18 protein-coding genes are annotated in these 15,906 nt (G+C 67.6%); 8 read left to right on the forward strand and 10 right to left on the reverse strand.

From position 1 onward, the window contains the following. Positions 1–41: 41 nt before the first annotated feature. Complete coding sequence (locus QNN98_RS02075; RefSeq protein WP_227925759.1) at positions 42–1,163, reverse strand: saccharopine dehydrogenase family protein; 1,122 nt, start codon at positions 1,161–1,163, stop codon at positions 42–44. Then, the gene (locus QNN98_RS02080) at positions 1,160–1,570 is read right to left on the reverse strand and encodes a VOC family protein (RefSeq protein WP_227912034.1); all 411 of its coding nucleotides are present in this window, start codon (positions 1,568–1,570) and stop codon (positions 1,160–1,162) included. The genes QNN98_RS02075 and QNN98_RS02080 overlap by 4 nt, the downstream gene beginning before the upstream one ends. A gap of 80 nt (positions 1,571–1,650) precedes the next feature. Between QNN98_RS02080 and QNN98_RS02085 the strand changes: the two genes are divergently transcribed. Then, positions 1,651–2,781 (forward strand): serine hydrolase domain-containing protein, encoded by a 1,131-nt coding sequence (locus QNN98_RS02085; RefSeq protein ID WP_283996089.1) that lies wholly within the window; start codon positions 1,651–1,653, stop codon positions 2,779–2,781. Positions 2,782–2,801: 20 nt separating this feature from the next. Here the strand turns inward: QNN98_RS02085 and QNN98_RS02090 are convergent, their stop codons facing one another. From QNN98_RS02090 to QNN98_RS02100, 3 genes are all read right to left on the reverse strand, one after another. Further along, entirely contained in the window at positions 2,802–3,425 is a 624-nt protein-coding gene (locus QNN98_RS02090; RefSeq protein WP_283996090.1) for a maleylpyruvate isomerase N-terminal domain-containing protein, read from the reverse strand. Between the two features lie 66 nt (positions 3,426–3,491). After that, on the reverse strand, positions 3,492–4,151 hold the full coding sequence (locus QNN98_RS02095) for a response regulator transcription factor (protein ID WP_283996091.1): 660 nt from the start codon (positions 4,149–4,151) through the stop codon (positions 3,492–3,494). A gap of 43 nt (positions 4,152–4,194) precedes the next feature. Next, positions 4,195–5,526, reverse strand: coding sequence for a sensor histidine kinase (locus tag QNN98_RS02100; RefSeq protein WP_283996092.1), 1,332 nt, complete (start codon positions 5,524–5,526; stop codon positions 4,195–4,197). 97 nt (positions 5,527–5,623) lie between these two features. Between QNN98_RS02100 and QNN98_RS02105 the strand changes: the two genes are divergently transcribed. The 4 genes from QNN98_RS02105 (at position 5,624) to QNN98_RS02120 (ending at position 8,419) form a co-directional block, all read left to right on the forward strand. Further along, complete coding sequence (locus QNN98_RS02105; protein WP_283996093.1) at positions 5,624–5,842, forward strand: MerR family transcriptional regulator; 219 nt, start codon at positions 5,624–5,626, stop codon at positions 5,840–5,842. 544 nt (positions 5,843–6,386) lie between these two features. Beyond that, positions 6,387–6,974 (forward strand): hypothetical protein, encoded by a 588-nt coding sequence (locus QNN98_RS02110; RefSeq protein ID WP_283996094.1) that lies wholly within the window; start codon positions 6,387–6,389, stop codon positions 6,972–6,974. A 154-nt stretch (positions 6,975–7,128) separates the two neighbouring features. Beyond that, positions 7,129–7,527, forward strand: coding sequence for a (R)-mandelonitrile lyase (locus QNN98_RS02115; protein ID WP_227912021.1), 399 nt, complete (start codon positions 7,129–7,131; stop codon positions 7,525–7,527). Between the two features lie 46 nt (positions 7,528–7,573). Next, positions 7,574–8,419: an aldo/keto reductase gene (locus QNN98_RS02120; RefSeq protein ID WP_227912020.1), complete on the forward strand. Its 846-nt coding sequence runs from the start codon at positions 7,574–7,576 to the stop codon at positions 8,417–8,419. Here the strand turns inward: QNN98_RS02120 and QNN98_RS02125 are convergent, their stop codons facing one another. Both QNN98_RS02125 and QNN98_RS02130 read right to left on the reverse strand, forming a co-directional pair. Beyond that, positions 8,420–8,962 (reverse strand): hypothetical protein, encoded by a 543-nt coding sequence (locus QNN98_RS02125; RefSeq protein ID WP_283996095.1) that lies wholly within the window; start codon positions 8,960–8,962, stop codon positions 8,420–8,422. Then, a complete protein-coding gene (locus QNN98_RS02130) occupies positions 8,959–9,240 on the reverse strand; it encodes a hypothetical protein (protein WP_283996096.1) in 282 nt (93 codons plus the stop codon). The genes QNN98_RS02125 and QNN98_RS02130 overlap by 4 nt, the downstream gene beginning before the upstream one ends. 152 nt (positions 9,241–9,392) lie before the next feature. Here QNN98_RS02130 and QNN98_RS02135 point away from each other — a divergent pair, with 152 nt between their 5' ends. Further along, a complete protein-coding gene (locus tag QNN98_RS02135) occupies positions 9,393–9,764 on the forward strand; it encodes a hypothetical protein (protein WP_283996097.1) in 372 nt (123 codons plus the stop codon). A 14-nt stretch (positions 9,765–9,778) separates the two neighbouring features. After that, the gene (locus QNN98_RS02140) at positions 9,779–10,177 is read left to right on the forward strand and encodes a hypothetical protein (protein ID WP_227912010.1); all 399 of its coding nucleotides are present in this window, start codon (positions 9,779–9,781) and stop codon (positions 10,175–10,177) included. On the opposite strand, the gene QNN98_RS02145 is transcribed toward QNN98_RS02140, so the two are convergent. Continuing rightward, a complete protein-coding gene (locus QNN98_RS02145; protein ID WP_283996098.1) occupies positions 10,174–11,139 on the reverse strand; it encodes an alpha/beta hydrolase in 966 nt (321 codons plus the stop codon). The genes QNN98_RS02140 and QNN98_RS02145 overlap by 4 nt on opposite strands. A 51-nt stretch (positions 11,140–11,190) precedes the next feature. After that, the gene (locus tag QNN98_RS02150; protein WP_283996099.1) at positions 11,191–12,576 is read right to left on the reverse strand and encodes an FAD-binding oxidoreductase; all 1,386 of its coding nucleotides are present in this window, start codon (positions 12,574–12,576) and stop codon (positions 11,191–11,193) included. Positions 12,577–12,812: 236 nt separating this feature from the next. Here QNN98_RS02150 and QNN98_RS02155 point away from each other — a divergent pair, with 236 nt between their 5' ends. Beyond that, positions 12,813–15,206 carry an ATP-binding cassette domain-containing protein gene (locus tag QNN98_RS02155; protein WP_283996100.1) on the forward strand — a complete coding sequence of 798 codons (2,394 nt, stop codon included), beginning with the start codon at positions 12,813–12,815 and terminating at the stop codon, positions 15,204–15,206. Positions 15,207–15,309: 103 nt separating this feature from the next. On the opposite strand, the gene QNN98_RS02160 is transcribed toward QNN98_RS02155, so the two are convergent. Further along, positions 15,310–15,828, reverse strand: coding sequence for an ArsR/SmtB family transcription factor (locus QNN98_RS02160; protein ID WP_227925744.1), 519 nt, complete (start codon positions 15,826–15,828; stop codon positions 15,310–15,312). Positions 15,829–15,906 lie beyond the last annotated feature (78 nt).

The raw sequence follows: 15,906 nt of genomic DNA on the forward strand, positions 1-15,906 counted from the left end.
GACTCTACGAGCACGGCTGGGGAAAGGCAAAGGGGCGGTGCCTATGCCCGGCGGCCCTCCACCGGCACCAGACCCAGGCCGGCGCAGCCGCTGGCCAGATCCTCGAGGCCGAAGGCGCTGAGGGGACTGGCCACACCCGGGTCCAGGTCCTGCCGGTCCCGCAGCTGCTCCGCTCCCCAAGCGATCAGCTCACCGGTCAACGTGTAGACATTGGGCCCGGTGAGCTGCACGGCCGAGAGCAGGCTTCCGTCCCTCCCGGTCACGGCGGCCACCACCTGTGTACGGGTTTTTGCGCGCCGGGCGCTGTCCGGTCCGCCGGGTTTCCCGATCAGGGGAGCGGACAGGTTCTCCAGCAGGCGGCGGCCCCGGGCCGACTTTCCGATCGCATGGCTGGCTGCGGATGCCAGGCTGATTGCCCGGCTGAGGGAAGGGAACCAGCCGTTGTACACCGACACGCTATCCAGCTGGGGGAAGGCATCGGGTAGGAACAGGACTTCCGTTCCGGGAACCAGGAAGCCCGCTTTGTGTCCCCGGCGGGAACCGCTCACCGGGAAAACATGGACATCTGCTGCCGCCCGTTCTTCCACCAGATGCCCGTCCCTCAACCGCACTGCGGGCAGGAACAAGCCGTCGCGCATGGTGGTCCGGGTACCCTGGCTGAGCCCTGGACTCAGCGCGCCCGCGGTGAAGTATCCGACGTCGAGCCTCCGTCCGGCTTCTCCGGCCTGCTGCGCCGCCAGGGCGCCGGCCAGGATGCCCGGTACGTAGTCATATCCGAACGCAGGCAACAGCACGGCGCCGGCTTCCTCTGCCTGCCGTCCGAACCGCTCCTGCAGGGTGCGGACAAACCCCACCTCGCCGGTGGTGTCGATGTAGCGCGCACCGGCCTGCACGGCAGCTTCCGCCACCCCCAGGCCGAACCGTTCAAAGGGCCCCACGGTGGTGATCAGCACGTCGCCGGGATTCAGCAGCCGCCGGATACTGCCGGTATCGCCGGCATCTGCGGCAGTGAACTCCAACCCGCCGTGGTCCCGCGCCAGGGAAGACAGTGCGGCGGTATTGCGTCCGGCGAGGACGGGACGCACGCCGCGCCGGATCAGCGCGTCCAACACCAGGGTGCCGGTATATCCGCTGGCACCGAGAAGGACGAGGCGGCCGCTCACTTCTGGTCCTGTGCCTTCGGTTCGTAGCCGATCAGCCAGTGCAGTCCGTATCGGTCAATGACCTGACCGTCCGAAGCGCCCCACGGCTTGGGGCCAAGCGGGTCCACGATCCGGCCGTCGGCCGCAAGCCGGCTAAACCAGCTATGCAGGAGTTCCGGTTCGCCGGTCCCGAGCAGGGAGAGCATGACCCCCTCCATCCGGACGTTCTGTTCCGGCCCGTCGGTATCTGCTCCGGCCAGGGCGACAGGGCCATCCAGGACTCCGTGCGCAACCGCGTCCGGCGCGCCGCCGCTGCCGAAGTCCCGGTTCGTATGCAGCGATAGCTCACCGCCGAACACTCCGGCATAAAAGGTGAGGGCTTTGCGCGCAGTGCCCGGAAACAGGACGTAAACCATGGGTGCCGTCATGCCGCACAGCATACGCTGCCGATACCGCTGCGGGGACCGTGGCCGTTGACTCCCCGGCATGGCCAGCGGACAGTGGACCCATGCCAGGCATCGGTGCACCGCTGTGGGACAAACTGTCCGAGACCGTTGAATCCGGCTGGTGCCCGGGGCTGGTGGCGGGTATCCGGCTTAACGGGCAGACAGAGATCTTCGCGACCGGTTCGCTGGGTGTTGGGCGGTCCGCGCCAATGGGCGAGGACACCCCGTTCCGCATTTCCTCATTGAGCAAGCTGCTGGGCGGCGCCCTGGCCCTGAGCCTGCTCGCGGACGGCACCCTGGAACTGGATGAGGACGTGTCCCGCATGTTCCCCGTGCTGGGGCACCTGCGCGTGCTCGCCACACCCGATGCGCCACTGTCCGTCTCGGTCCCCGCCCGCGGGCCGATCACCCTGCGTCACCTGCTGACCTTCACCGCAGGATTCGGCATCGACTTCGCGCCCACACCCTACGCCGCCGCCACCCGCGACCTGCTGTGGGGTCCGAACCCGCCGGACCTGACTCACGAGGAGTATCTGGCCCGCCTCGCTGCTCTGCCGCTGGCGCATCAGCCGGGGGATCTGTGGATGTATCACTCATGCGCGGACCTCCTCTCGGTGGTGATGGCCAAGGCCGCCGACAGCTCAGTTGGTCAGTTGCTGCAGGAGCGGGTCAATGGACCCTTCGGGCTCACCGGCACCGGGTTTCCTACCGGAAAGGACACGTTCCCTACCGTGTACGAGGCAGTGGACGGTCAATTGAAGGAAGCGGTCTCCTACCGGGACGCCATGGCAGCGCCCCCGATATTCGAATCATTGGCCGGTGGCCTGGTGTCCACCGTGCCCGACTATTTGCGGTTCCTGGCACAGTTGGCCGACGACGCCGTGCTGCCCGCGTCCCTGCGGCAGCAGATGACCGATGACCAGCTCACCTCCCCGCAGCGGACCGGCATGATCGAGATGTCCGGGCCGGATGAATCCTGGGGGTTTATGACCGCGGTGCAGACCGGGCGGGGCGCCCCGTGGTCCGAACCCGGGATGTGGGGTTGGGCCGGCGGTTCCGGCACCAGCGCCGCGGTGTATCCCAACGGCGACGCGGGTGTGGTTTTCACCCAGCGGTTTATGAGCGGACCGCAGGACAGCTTCGACTACTTCTGGGAACCGTTCGGTGCGCTGCGGGCGAGCGTCTGCCGGTAAGGACTATCACCAGGGCGCCGTCACCACGGATCGAGAGCCGGTGCGGCAGCCAAGGGCCCGCGGCCCGCAAGCCAGGCCATGAACATCCGCCGGTCCGACGCCGAGGCAAGCCGCTCCGGAACCGTGGCCAGCAGCACCGGCAGGTCCCATTCCACGTATTCTTCGGGCCAGTCAGCCGGTCCGTATCCCAGTCCGAGGTCGGCATGGTGCATCTCCACTTCGCGCGGCCGGTGCGCCGGACAGGCCGCCACCCCGTAGTGCTCGCCGCCCAGGAAGTGTCCGTTGGGGAAACCTGCCTCGGCATATCGGGCCAGGACGGTCTCGAGCATTGTTTGGCTGTTCGCGAGATCGCTGATGATTTCCTGTGCGGACCTGCCCGCCCCGGCCTCGATGTCACCTTCCCGCTGCGCTGTGCCGCCCGGGTACTTGGGGACATCCCGGCCGTCGAGGGCGCCGTCGATCCGCCGGCCAAGGCCGTCGGCGTTGCGTGCCAAATGGGTGAGGACGTGTCCAACGGTCCAATCCGGCAACAGGCTCGGTGCCCGGACGTCGTCGTCGGTCAGGCCCGCCACCGAAGCCATCAGGCGCTGCTGCGCCTCGATGCACAGTTGCGTTGCACGTTCCGGATTACCGTCAAGAGTCATCAAATCCACCGTCCTGTTGCCCGGCGAGGGCCGGTGCTCCGTGATGGCGGACAGCCTAGCGCAGCCCTAAGCCGACTGCAGGTAGGCGAGGACGGCCAGCACCCGCCGGTGGTCCGCCGGGCTCTGCTGCAGTCCCAGCTTGGCGAAGATGGACGTGATGTTCTTCTCCACCGCCCCCGCGGAGAGGAACAGCGTGCTGCCGACGGCGGTATTGGTGCGTCCCTGCGCCATCAGCTCCAGCACTTCCCGCTCCCGCGCGGTCAGCCGGTCCAGGTCCGACCGGTGCCGGGAGGCACCCACCAACTGCTGCACCACCTCGGGATCCAGCACGGTCTCGCCGCGCGCCAGCCGGGCCAGCGCGTCGAGGAAGTCCCGGACATCGGCCACCCGGTCCTTGAGCAGGTAGCCCACACCGGCTGGGCTGCCGGCCAGCAGTTCCGCGGCGTAGCGGGTCTCCACATACTGCGAGAGCACCAGCACGCCGATCCGCGGATGGCTACCGCGCAGCGACAAGGCCGCCCGGATCCCCTCGTTGGTGAACGTGGGCGGCATCCGGTTATCCAGCACGACGACGTCGGGCAGCGCGTCGTCGTCAACCCCGTCCAGGGCGGCGAGCAGGTCAGCGGCGTTGTCCACGGCAATGCCCACCTCGTGCCCGCGGCTGGTGAGCAGCTCGGTCAAACCCGCGCGCAGCAGGGCGGAGTCCTCGGCCAGGGCTATCCTCATGCGGCTACAGCAGCGGCGGGTGCAGGGAGGGGAAGTGCCGGAATCATGCCTTCGAGGATAGCGGAAGCTCCACGCTGATCCGGGTGGGTCCGCCGGCCGGGGAATCGATGTTCAGCCAGCCGTCCACGGACCCGGCCCGTTCCTGCAGCCCGGCCAGCCCGGTGCGGGTACCTCTGGCAGTGCGGCGGCCGACGGCGGCGCTTCCGGTTCCGTTGTCGGCGACGGTGAGGAGCAGGCCGTCGTCGTCGTGCCCCTCCACCGTTATCCCGACCTGGGTGGCACGGGAGTGCCGAACCGCATTGGTCAGCAGCTCAGCGGCGCAGTAGTAGGCGATGGCTTCGATGGCCGGATCCGGGCGCCGGGCCAGCCGGTAGTCCAAAGTGGTGGGCAGGGCGGCGCCGGCGGCGAGGGTTTCGAGAGCGGTGTCCAGCCCGTCTTCGAGGGCAGCAGGCCGGATGCCGCGGGCCAGTCCGCGCAGATCCGTCAGGGCTTCCTTTGCCGTTCCGTTCGCACTGTCCAGCAGGGCCAGGACCTCGGGGCTGGCATCTGTGGCGGCGAGGCGCTCGCGGACATCGCCCACCTTCATGGCGATGGCCACCAGCTGCGCCTGCGTGCCGTCATGCAGGTCGCGTTCAATGCGCCGCAGGCGGGCGTCGGCGTCCTCCACCGAGGCGCTGCGGGACTGTTCCAGTTTCCGCACGCGCAGGCTGGCCGCCGTTGGGGTGAGCAGCGCGGCCGCCAGGAGCGCCTGCAGCCGGGCGGTGATGTTGTTGATCCATGGCCAGACGAAGAACAGGATCAGCAGGCCGGCGCCCGCGTAGATCCACTGCCATATTGGGGTGTCTGCATAGACCTCCGGAAAGACCTGCGTACCGCGGTGCCAGCTGCCGTCCGCACTCTGCTGCATGGGGATGAACCGGTACCAGAACCAGTGCGTTACACCGCCCAAGCCGGCGGCCAGGAAGGAGATGCTGAAGCAGAAGGAGATTACCGACAGTACAAAGGAGACTTCCATGTGCACGATTGCGCGCCACCCCGCCCCGTCAGTCAGGCCGCTGCGCAGGAAACCGACAAACCCGCGCTGCGGGGTAAACGGCACCGGTGCGGGCAGGTGGGTGCCTAGCAGGTGACGGGTCAATCCGCGGTTCAGCCAGCCCCAGCCCCGTGCGCCTACGATCATTGCCGCCGGAATCACCAGCCCGGCCCAGGTCACCGCCAGCGAGGCACCCAGGGACACGGTGGCCACCGCGTAGGTGAAGGCGAACGGCGTCAGCAGCAGGGAAAGCCAGTGGTAGCCGAAGGCCCGCCAGGTCTCCCCGCGGAAGAGGGCGGGATTCCCGGCGCGGCGGTAGGCAGGGGGCAGTGATTGGGTCATGGTCCAAGTCTGCCGGTGCCGCAGGCACACCAACACCGGGCATACCGCCGCATCCCGGTAGGGATAACCCCCGTGTGAAGCTTGCGGGACGTGATACGTGACCCTGACTGACCGTTCCTTCGATCCCGCGCAGCTGGAGCGGCTGCACCGGATTGTCGCCCTCCGTCAGCTCGGTTTCGGCCTGGAGGACGTTGCCTCCATCCTGGCAGTTGGCAGGCACTGCACGCCGAAATTATTGCCCGCGGCTTCGCGCCGTCGGGTCCGTGCCGGGAGGTTTACCTTCGCTCGGATTCCGCGGACCAGCATGAGTGGGTGACGGAGCTGCAGCAGCCGGCGGAAAGGGTGTAAGGGCATCAAATACACCCTGCCCAAAATGGTGCCGGAGAGTTGACAGAACTATGGCAATTTAAATACCCGCGAAAAAGTCTTAACTACTTGGCCCAGTATGGGTAAACCCCCTATTGCGCCGCTTGGCTGCTGCGTAGTGTCGGTCCAGCTACTTGCAATTCACCCGGTTTCTGTCACCACTGCCGGGCCGGCGGATTAGCGAACGGGCCGAACTCCGACATCGGTGCTGGGCCCATTCCCCGCCAGGCCTGCATCCGGCCATGTCTACCGCCTGGTGGGCATGGCTCACGAAGCGCACCCTCGTCGGTAGGAGCATCCCCGCCATGAAACGAACCCGCCAAATCCCTGTCTTCAGTTTTCTAGCTGTTTTTGTGCTCGCTCTACTTGGCTTGGCCGGACCCGCACAGGCCGTGACTCTTCCGGCACAAACGTCCCCCGCCCTGGGGGCCGGCAAAGTCAGCATTTGCCACCACCCGCAGGGCCAGCCGGAGGATGTCTACAACTATCAAAACGTGAGTACGTCCAGCGTGTTCGGCGGCAACGGGCATGACAGCCATCAGGGGGACGTAGTGCCGCCGTTTGAGGGCTACAACGGAAGCGCGAAGTGGCGTGAGGACCCGGCCCGGGCCGCGCAATTCCTGGCCAACGGCTGCTCTGACACGCCACCTACCACCTCACCCGCTCCCACCCCCTGCCCCACAACGGATACGCCGACGCCGAGTCCGACCACGGGCACGCCGACGCCGGGCCCGACCACGGGCACAGCGACGCCGGGTCCGACCACGGGCACAGCCACCCAGGGTGGCGGGGGTGCAGCATCTGGCGGCGGAGGCGCAGCCAACTGCACCTGTCCGGACGCCGCAGCGGCAATTTCAGCTGCTGAAGCTGCAGGGCTTCCGGTTGCCACGGTGGGACCTGATGGTGCGCTGGTTGACCCGGTAAGCGGCAACACGGTGCGACCCTGCCGCAGTGCGCTGGCCTATACCGGCACCGACGCCAGCGGCTCCCCCTCCCAGATGGCGGTCCTGGGTCTGGGCGCTCTGGCGGCCGGCGTTGTGGTCATTGCGCTCACCCTCATGCCACGCGGGCGGCACGGCTAAGCGCCGGAGCATCTCCAGGGGAACGCGGCAGCCGGGGCCGCAGCGCGCCTGCCCCCTCCCGCATCAGCCCGCACGCTTGTAATGTCGGAGGGGTCCAAGGAGTCCCGTGCCGGTTCAAACGGCACTCCGGCTGCTGCATCCCCAGGGAGATCCCATGGAAGTGGAACCGCGCCACCCGAGCGTTAAAGGCCCTGCCAACATGTTCACCGGCGACGTTTGGTTTGAGGTCATTGCAGCACCCAAGCCGGCCCCCTCGCGGATGCGGGTGAACGCCGTGCATTTTGCCCCCGGTGCCCGCACTGCCTGGCACGCCCACGCCGTCGGGCAGACCCTGCACGTCACCGAGGGGTACGGGCTGGTCCAGTCCCTGGGCGGACTCATTGTCCAGGTGCGGCCCGGCGACACCATCTACACCCCGCCGGGGGAGTGGCACTGGCACGGTGCCGCCCGGAACAGCCTGATGACTCATCTGGCCATGTGGGAGGCGCCGCCGGTGGGCCAGGAATCCGAATGGGGAGAGCTGGTCACCGACGCGGAATACGGCGCCCTGTAACCACGGTCAGTATCCGCTGCAGCCCCGCCACGAAAGGAAAACCCCGATGGATACCTTCACCCTGAATAACGGCGTGGAAATGCCGGTCCTTGGTTTCGGCGTTTACCAGGTCCCGCCGGAGGACACCGAGCAGGTGGTGGCCAACGCGCTGGAAGCGGGTTACCGCTCCCTGGACACGGCGGCCGCCTACCAGAATGAGGACGCCGTGGGGCGGGCCGTCCGCAGCAGCGGCATCCCGCGGGACCAGCTGTTTATTACCACCAAGCTCTGGATCCAGGACAACGGAGAGACGGGCACCGGCCCGGCGTTCCAGAATTCGCTGCAGAACCTGGGCATGGACTACGTGGACCTGTACCTGATCCACCAGCCCTTCGGCGACGTGTACGGGGAGTGGCGGGTGATGGAACAGATCTACAACGACGGCGGCGCCCGGGCCATCGGGGTCTCCAACTTCACCTCGGACCGGCTGCTGGACCTGATCATCCACAACGAGATCACCCCGGCCGTGAACCAGATCGAAACGAACCCGTTCTATCAGCGGGCGGTCGAAAACGAGATGATGACCGAGCACGGTGTCCGGCAGGAGTCCTGGGCCCCGTTCGCGGAGGGAAAGAACAACCTGTTCTCGCATCCGACACTTAGTGCCGTTGCGGAAGCCCACGGCAAGTCCATTGCCCAGGTGGTGCTGCGCTGGCTGATCCAGCGCGGCATCGTGGTGATTCCCAAGACCGTGAACCCGGACCGAATGGCCGCGAACCTGGACTCGTTCGGTTTCGAGCTCAGTCCGCAGGAAATGGCAGCCATCGCCGATCTGGATACCGGGAAGTCCATGTTCTTCGACCACACCGACCCCGAGGCCGTGGCCCGGCTCAGCGGCGTGAAGATGGAGTGATTACTCGCCCACCGGCGGTATATGCAGGTCCCGCACCAGATACAGCCAGGGAAAGGCCCGGCAGCCCAGCTGCCAGCCGTCCGTTTCGTAGTAGTGGACCGGACGGGTCCAGAGGACACGGCGGTGCTCCCACTGGGTGTCGGTCTGCAGCATCCGGTGCCGCAGCAGCTCGGCCCCCACGGTCCGCCAGCCCAGCCGCCCCGCGAGCTCCAGTTCGCGCAATTCGTCGAAGGCGGTGACGGGACCAAGCCAGCGCTCGCGGGCACCGGGCTCCGCGGCGTCCGGGTGTCCGCCGAACCGCTGCTGGACCGCCTGCCGCGTCATGCCAAGCTCCCGGCCCAGGGCAGCCCAGCTGACGCCTGCACCGCGGGCCGCCATGACGGCCCGCCGCTGCAACTCCTGGCTGGCCCGCTCCGCTGCGGCAGCCCGTGCCACCAGGGCAAGATGCTCCTCCTCACTGAGGGCGCCGGCTTCGCCGCGGTCCCCGAGGATCAGGCTGCCGATCTGTTCCTGCAGATCGGTGACCGGTTTGCTGCCGCTCACGGCTGCCCACCGCCCTTGGGACCCGGCAGCGGCCCGGCGGAACCGCCGGTGTCCCGGCTGGGCAGCCAGTATTCGGTGCCGCTGGCGTCCGTGCTTCCCTTCCACACGAAGGCCACGGCGACGTAAATCCCGGCCGCAAGCAACGTAATCCCGGCGCCCAGGCAGAAGCCCTCCCACAAGCTGGCCATGTCCAGCAGCAGCCAGGCAGCCAGGAGCGCGGCGCCCACAAGGATGAGGGCGACGGCGCAAACAATGTTGAAGGTTCGGGATGCTCTCATGTGTCAATTAGAACTTGACATCACGCAGGCGTCAACGGTTTCTTGACATCGTTTCTTGGCATCGACTGATCCTGGACGAGTCGGGGACAGGCGCCGCCTGCCGGGTTAGGGTAGGGGCGTCGAGGCGATACGCCGGGACGGAAAGGGTCAGCATGGAACGATCGGTGTTATCGCTGTGGTCCTCGGGGTCGGTGCTGTCCGTCGGTTCCAAGAACTCCGTGCTGTCCATTGGCAGTGTGGGATCCGTCTGCTCTATTGGGTCGATCGGTTCCTTCGGGTCCCTGCTGGCGATCGGCTCCGCCCTGTCCGCCGCCGCGGTGATGTCCTGGCTGTCCGTCGGGTCCGTGATGTCCTCCCGGTCCAAGGCGGGAATCATGGCCGCCGGGGCTGGAACCACTCCGCGTATCCAGCCTGGCCCCCGTACTCCGGCGCAGTCCCGCTCTCAGGCGCAGTCTCGCTCTCAGGGACAGTCCCGCCGTCGTACGCGCTCGCGCCGCCGCCGTTCCGCCGCCCCGAACCGCTGATCGGAAGGAACCACGTGCCGCAGCAGGACATGTCCCGGCAGGACACCCCGGCCCACCCATATGCTCCGCAGCAGGGAGCCCCCGCAAGCGCGCCGGACGAACAAACGCCCGGGACCGAACCGGTCCGGCTGGGCTGGTCCGGCGGGATTGCGCTGACACTGGGATTGGCCGGTTTCTTGCTCACCATGCCGATTGCGTACGGCTTGTTCCGGCTGTCCCTGGAGGTGGACGGCTGGACTTTCGGCACCGTGTGGATGGGGCCGGGATGGCTGGCCGGGCTGCTGATCAGCGGTGTGGTCCTGCTGCTCTCCTGGCGCGGCGGCAATCCCAAGGCCGGTGCCTGGTTGTTCCTGGGCATGTTCCTGCTCTGGGTCCTGATGTGGCCGCTGATGGCACTGGCCGGCACGCCCTAGCCCGCCTGCTGTGCAGGAGCCAGTGCCCGGCGCAGCTCACTGCATAGTTCTGCCAGCGCCTGCGGTGCGCTGCGGAACAGGCGCGGAAACGCGAGGTAGCCGTGCGGCATGCCCACGTAGGTGCTGACGCGCACCGGTACACCTGCAGCCTGCAGTGCCGCCCCATAGCGCAGTCCGTCGTCGCGCAGCGGGTCGTGCTCGGCCACCTGGATCAATGCCGGCGGCAGGCCGGTGTGGTCGGGAGCGAGCAGGGGAGAGGCATAGGGGTGCTTCCGGTCCTCCTTGTCCGGCACGTAGAGGTTGCCGTAGCGGTGCATGTCGGACTTCGTGAGGATGGGGGCTTGCGCGTTCTCCTCAATGGAGGCACTGCCCATGGTCAGGTCCGTGGCGGGATACACCAGGCCCTGGAAGATGATTCCGGGCCCGGACCGGTCCCTGGACATCAGCGTCAGGACCGCAGCCAGGTTGCCGCCGGCGCTGTCGCCCACCACGGCGAGGCGGCCGGCGTCGGCGTTCCATTCCGCGGCCCGCCCCGCGACATCACACAGCGCGGCGTAACAGTCCTCCGCCGCGGCCGGCCACGGGTGTGTCGGGGCCAGCCGGTAGGCCAGGGAGACGACGACGGCGCGCGCGTCCCGGGCAATGGTGCTGGCGATTCCGTCATAGACATCCAACGTCCCGGTGGTCCAGCCGCCCCCGTGAATCAGGACTACCAGCGGCAGTGCTTCCGCGGAGTCCGCCGGCCGGTAGACGCGGACGGGGATGCGGCCCTCGTCGCCGGCGGCAGCGTCTTCCCGGACGTCGACTCCGGGTGCAAGGCCGCCCAGCAACCAGTCGGTCACGGGGTTGTGCCGGATGCTCCGCTGCTGGTTCGCCAGGATCTGCTTCTCGCTCAGGCGTGAAACCGAGACCGCCCCCAGCACCTTGCCCACCAACCGGACCCGTAAATCAAGCTTCGCCATGCCCGCGCCTTTCGTTGCACCCGTCCTGCCGTGACAGGGCTGAATATAGCCCTACCGCATGGAGATGCCGGGTTCCGGCAACGGCACCGCGTGGCCGAAGCGGAAGAGGTTCTGCGGATCATAGACGGCCTTGGCCTCCTGCAGCCGCTCGAAGGCTGCCGGCTCCCAGGCGCGCCGCCGGTCCCGGGGATCCCCGGCCGGACCGTGCATGTTCACCATGGTGCCGGTGGAGTACGCGGCCGTGGCCGCACTGAGCCGTTCCAGGGCGGAAGCAGTCGCGTCAGCGATGGGCGGTGCGTTGAGCCCCACTGTAAACAGGTGGAACGCGGATCCGCGGCCGGGCACCACATCCTCAATGTCCGGCTCAGTGTCCATTGCCCCTCCCATCTGCCGGATCTCGGTCATCATCAGCGGGGTGTCCGAGCCCGGGCCCACCTGTTCCAGCAGCTCCGCAGCGGGCAGCGAGGACAGCAGGGCGCCGCGCTCCATAGTGGGCATCGGGCCGTCCGGATCCATGTGGATGCTGCCAATGCCTGAGTAGTCCATGGGGCCGATGGTGTCCATAAACGGCACGGACACCCGGCGCATGGGTTCAATCAGCAGGTCTCCCTCTTCGTGGCTGCCGAAGAGCGCGAACCGCACGTGCACCGGCGCCGTGCCGCGCAGTTCCTCGGGCAGGAACGGGACATCCGGCAGATGCAGGAAGGCCAACGATGCGGAGGCGTCCGAGGGCAGCTGCGCCGTCCAATCCAGGAAGGCCTGCAGCACCTCCGGTCCGGCGGCTTCCGGATACATCAGGCCGCCGCCGTAGAACTCCTGGAACGGTGTCAGCTCGTGCGTCATGGCGGTGATGATGCCGAAATTCCCCTTGCCGCCGCGCAGCAGCGTGAACAGCTCGGCGTCGTCGCCCTCCGAGTCCACGTGCCGCATCCGGCCGTCCGGGGTCACCACTTCGATGCTGCGCACATGGTCGCTGCCGAAGCCCAGGGCGCGGCCCATCACCGGCAGCCCCCCGCCGGCGGAATATCCCACAATGCCCACGGTGCCGGAGGAGCCATGGGCTCCGGTCAGGCCCAGCGGCACGGTCTGCTGCAGCAGGGTGCGCCACCGGACGCCGGCCCCTACCGTGGCGGTGCCGTCGTCGGGGTTGATCACCACGTCCTGCAGCCGGGAGGTATTAATCAGCAGGCCCTCGTCCATGGGCGAGGAAACAGAATGTCCGGTGGCCTGGACCGCCAGCGGAATGCCACGCTCGCCGGCCCAGCGGACCGCGGCCTGCACGTCGGCGGCGCCGGCCGCGCCCAGCACCGCCTCGGGGCGGTGCATCAGGGTGGGGTTCACTGTCATGGTGTCAGTGTCATAACCCGGATCCCCGGGGAAACTGACGGGTCCCCGGACGGCGGCGCGGAGGTCTTCGAGGTCGGTGTCGGTAAGCATGGTCTTTTCTCTCGGTGGGGCGCACGGCTGCGCGGTTCGGCAGACCACCCCGGCCTGGTTAAACGCTAGGGAAGCGGAAGGCTGCCTGTACATCCCCGGCTCGGAAGTTCGCGCCGGGAACCCGCCCGCCCGCCCCGGCCCGCCGCCGTCGTTCCGGCTAAGCGTTGCCGCGCCCTCCGGGACCGGGCAGAATCGGAACGACGGCGGGGCGGGTCCCGGCGGCGGAGGGAGCACCAATGAGCACGGACACCGGCGCGCGCACGGAAACCGAAGCGGGGCATGCGGCGGACCGCCATGACGTGATCCGGGTCCAGGGGGCTCGGGTGAACAACCTGCAGGACATCAGCATTGAGATCCCCAAACGGCGCCTGACCGTGTTTACCGGCGTGTCCGGGTCCGGGAAAAGTTCACTGGTGTTCGGCACCATTGCCGCAGAATCCCAGCGGCTGATCAACGAAACCTACAGTGCCTTTGTGCAGGGATTTATGCCGTCCTTGGCCCGGCCGGATGTGGACCTGCTGGAGGGGCTGACCACGGCGATCATCGTGGACCAGGAACGGATGGGCTCCAACCCGCGCTCCACCGTGGGCACCGCCACCGACGCGAACGCCATGCTGCGGATCCTGTTCAGCCGGCTGGGGCAGCCGCACATCGGCCCGCCCAACGCCTACTCCTTCAACGTGCCCTCCGTGCGCGCCTCCGGTGCCATCACGGTGGAGCGCGGCGACGGGAAAACCCGGGCAGAGAAAGCCACCTTCAACCGGCTGGGCGGGATGTGCCCGCGCTGCGAGGGCACCGGAGCAGTCACTGACTTCGACCTCGCCGCGCTGTACGACGATGCGAAGTCCCTGTCCGAGGGGGCCATCACCATCCCGGGCTACAGCATGGAGGGCTGGTTCGGGCGGATCTTCGCCGGCTCCGGCTTCTTTCGGATGGACAAACCCATTGCAAAGTTTTCCAAGCGCGAGCTGCATGATCTGCTGTGGAAGGAACCCACCAAAATCAAGGTGGAGGGCATCAACCTCACCTATGAGGGCCTGATCCCCAAGATTCAGAAGTCCATGCTGTCCAAGGACCCGGAATCCATGCAGCCGCACATCCGCGCCTTCGTTGACCGGGCCATCACCTTCAGCACCTGCCCGGACTGCGGCGGCACCCGGCTGGCCCCGGAAGCGCGGTCCTCGAAAATCGGCGGGAAAAACATTGCCGATGTCTGTGCCATGCAGATCAGCGACCTGGCCGGCTGGGTCCGCGGGCTGAAGGAACCCTCGGTGGCGCCGCTGCTGGCCGGACTGCAGCACCTGCTGGACGCGTTCGCGGAGATCGGGCTGGGCTACCTGTCCCTGGACCGGCCCTCGGGCACCCTGTCCGGCGGCGAATCGCAGCGGACCAAGATGATCCGCCACCTGGGCTCCTCCCTCACCGACGTCACCTACGTGTTCGACGAACCCACCATTGGCCTGCATCCGCATGACATTGCCCGGATGAACCAGCTGCTGCTGCAGCTGAGGGACAAGGGCAACACCGTGCTGGTGGTGGAGCACAAGCCCGAGACCATTGCGATTGCCGACCACGTGGTGGACCTGGGTCCGGGCGCCGGAACCGGCGGGGGCACAGTCACCTTCGAGGGGAGCCTGGCCGGGCTGCGGGACAGCGGCACCCTGACCGGCCGGCACCTGGGGGACCGGGCGCGGCTGAAGGAGGCGGTGCGGCCGGCGTCGTCGTTCTTCCAGGTCCGCGGCGCGGACACCAACAACCTGCGCAACGTCGACGTCGACATTCCGCTGGGCGTGCTGGTGGTCCTCACCGGGGTGGCCGGCTCGGGCAAGAGTTCGCTGATTTCCGGGTCCGTGTCCGGGCGGGAGGATGTGGTGACCGTGGACCAGAGCGCCATCCGCGGCTCCCGGCGCAGCAATCCGGCCACCTACACGGGCCTGCTGGAACCCATCCGCAAAGCGTTCGCCAAGGCCAACGGAGTCAAGCCGGCCCTGTTCAGCTCCAATTCCGAGGGTGCGTGCCCAACCTGCAACGGCGCCGGGGTGGTCTATACCGAGCTGGGCGTGATGGCCACGGTGGAATCGGTGTGCGAAACCTGCGAGGGCCGCCGGTTCCAGGCTTCGGTGCTGGAGTACCGGCTGGGCGGCAAGGACATTGCCGAGGTGCTGGCGCTCTCGGTCGCCGACGCGCAGGAATTCTTCGGCGACGGCGAGGCCCGCACCCCGGCCGCGCATAAGATCCTGACGCAGCTGGCCGACGTCGGGCTGGGCTACCTGCACCTGGGCCAGCCGCTGACCACCCTGTCCGGCGGCGAGCGGCAGCGGCTGAAACTGGCCACGCACATGGGCGGCAAGGGCGGCATCTACGTGCTGGACGAGCCGACCACGGGCCTGCACCTGGCCGACGTCGAGCAGCTGTTGGCGCTGTTGGACCGGCTGGTGGAGTCCGGGAAGTCGGTGATTGTCATTGAGCACCACCAGGCGGTGATGGCGCACGCGGACTGGATCATTGACCTGGGTCCGGGAGCCGGGCGCGACGGCGGCACGATCGTGTTCGAGGGAACGCCGGCGGACCTGGTGGCCCAGCCGTCCACTCTGACCGGAGAGCATCTGGCCGCATACGTGGCCGGCTAGCTTTTCCCTCCGTTTTGGGATTCTGCTGCCGGTTTGGGAAATCCCTCCGCTGCGGAACGGCAGGAATTTCCCAAACCGTACGGTTTTTCCCAAACCGCGGGGTTTACCCCGACGTATGCCGGAAACCGGCCCAGAAGAAGCCGTACTTGTCGCTGCCGGCCCCGGGCAGGTCGTCCTTGAACTCGCGCACCACCGCTGCCAGCTGGGCCCGGAAGGCTTCGAGCCGGTCCGGGGTCAGGTGCAGGGTGTAGGACGCTTCGCCGAAACGGTCCGCTTCCGGTGCCGCCGCATAGGAATCCAGTCCGGAGCGCAGGATGGCGTTGCGGACGCTCATCGACTCTGCGCTGGTGCCCGGGAAGGACAGGGTAGCCGTTTTGCCGGTGGCCAGATACGGCACTTCCCGCGCTCCGCGCCTGCCGGTGCGCTCGGCCTGGACCACGATGAACCCCTGGTCCACAAGGCGGTTGATGTGGTGCAGGGTCGCCCCCGGCGTGGTACCCAGCTCGGCGGCAATTTCCTTGTTGGTTTTGGCTTCCCCGCGCAGTGCCTGCAGAATCCGGATGCGCACCGGGTGCGCCAGTGCTTTTGCTTCCGCTGCCGTGGCGTCCCTGTCCCGCTCCATGGGAAAAGCATAGACGGCACCGCCGAACTGATCTATTGTTCTGGATCACAAGTGATCTGGACTTCTGGATCAGTTCAG

Source organism: Arthrobacter sp. zg-Y1143 (genome assembly GCF_030125565.1).
Lineage (GTDB): Bacteria > Actinomycetota > Actinomycetes > Actinomycetales > Micrococcaceae > Arthrobacter_B.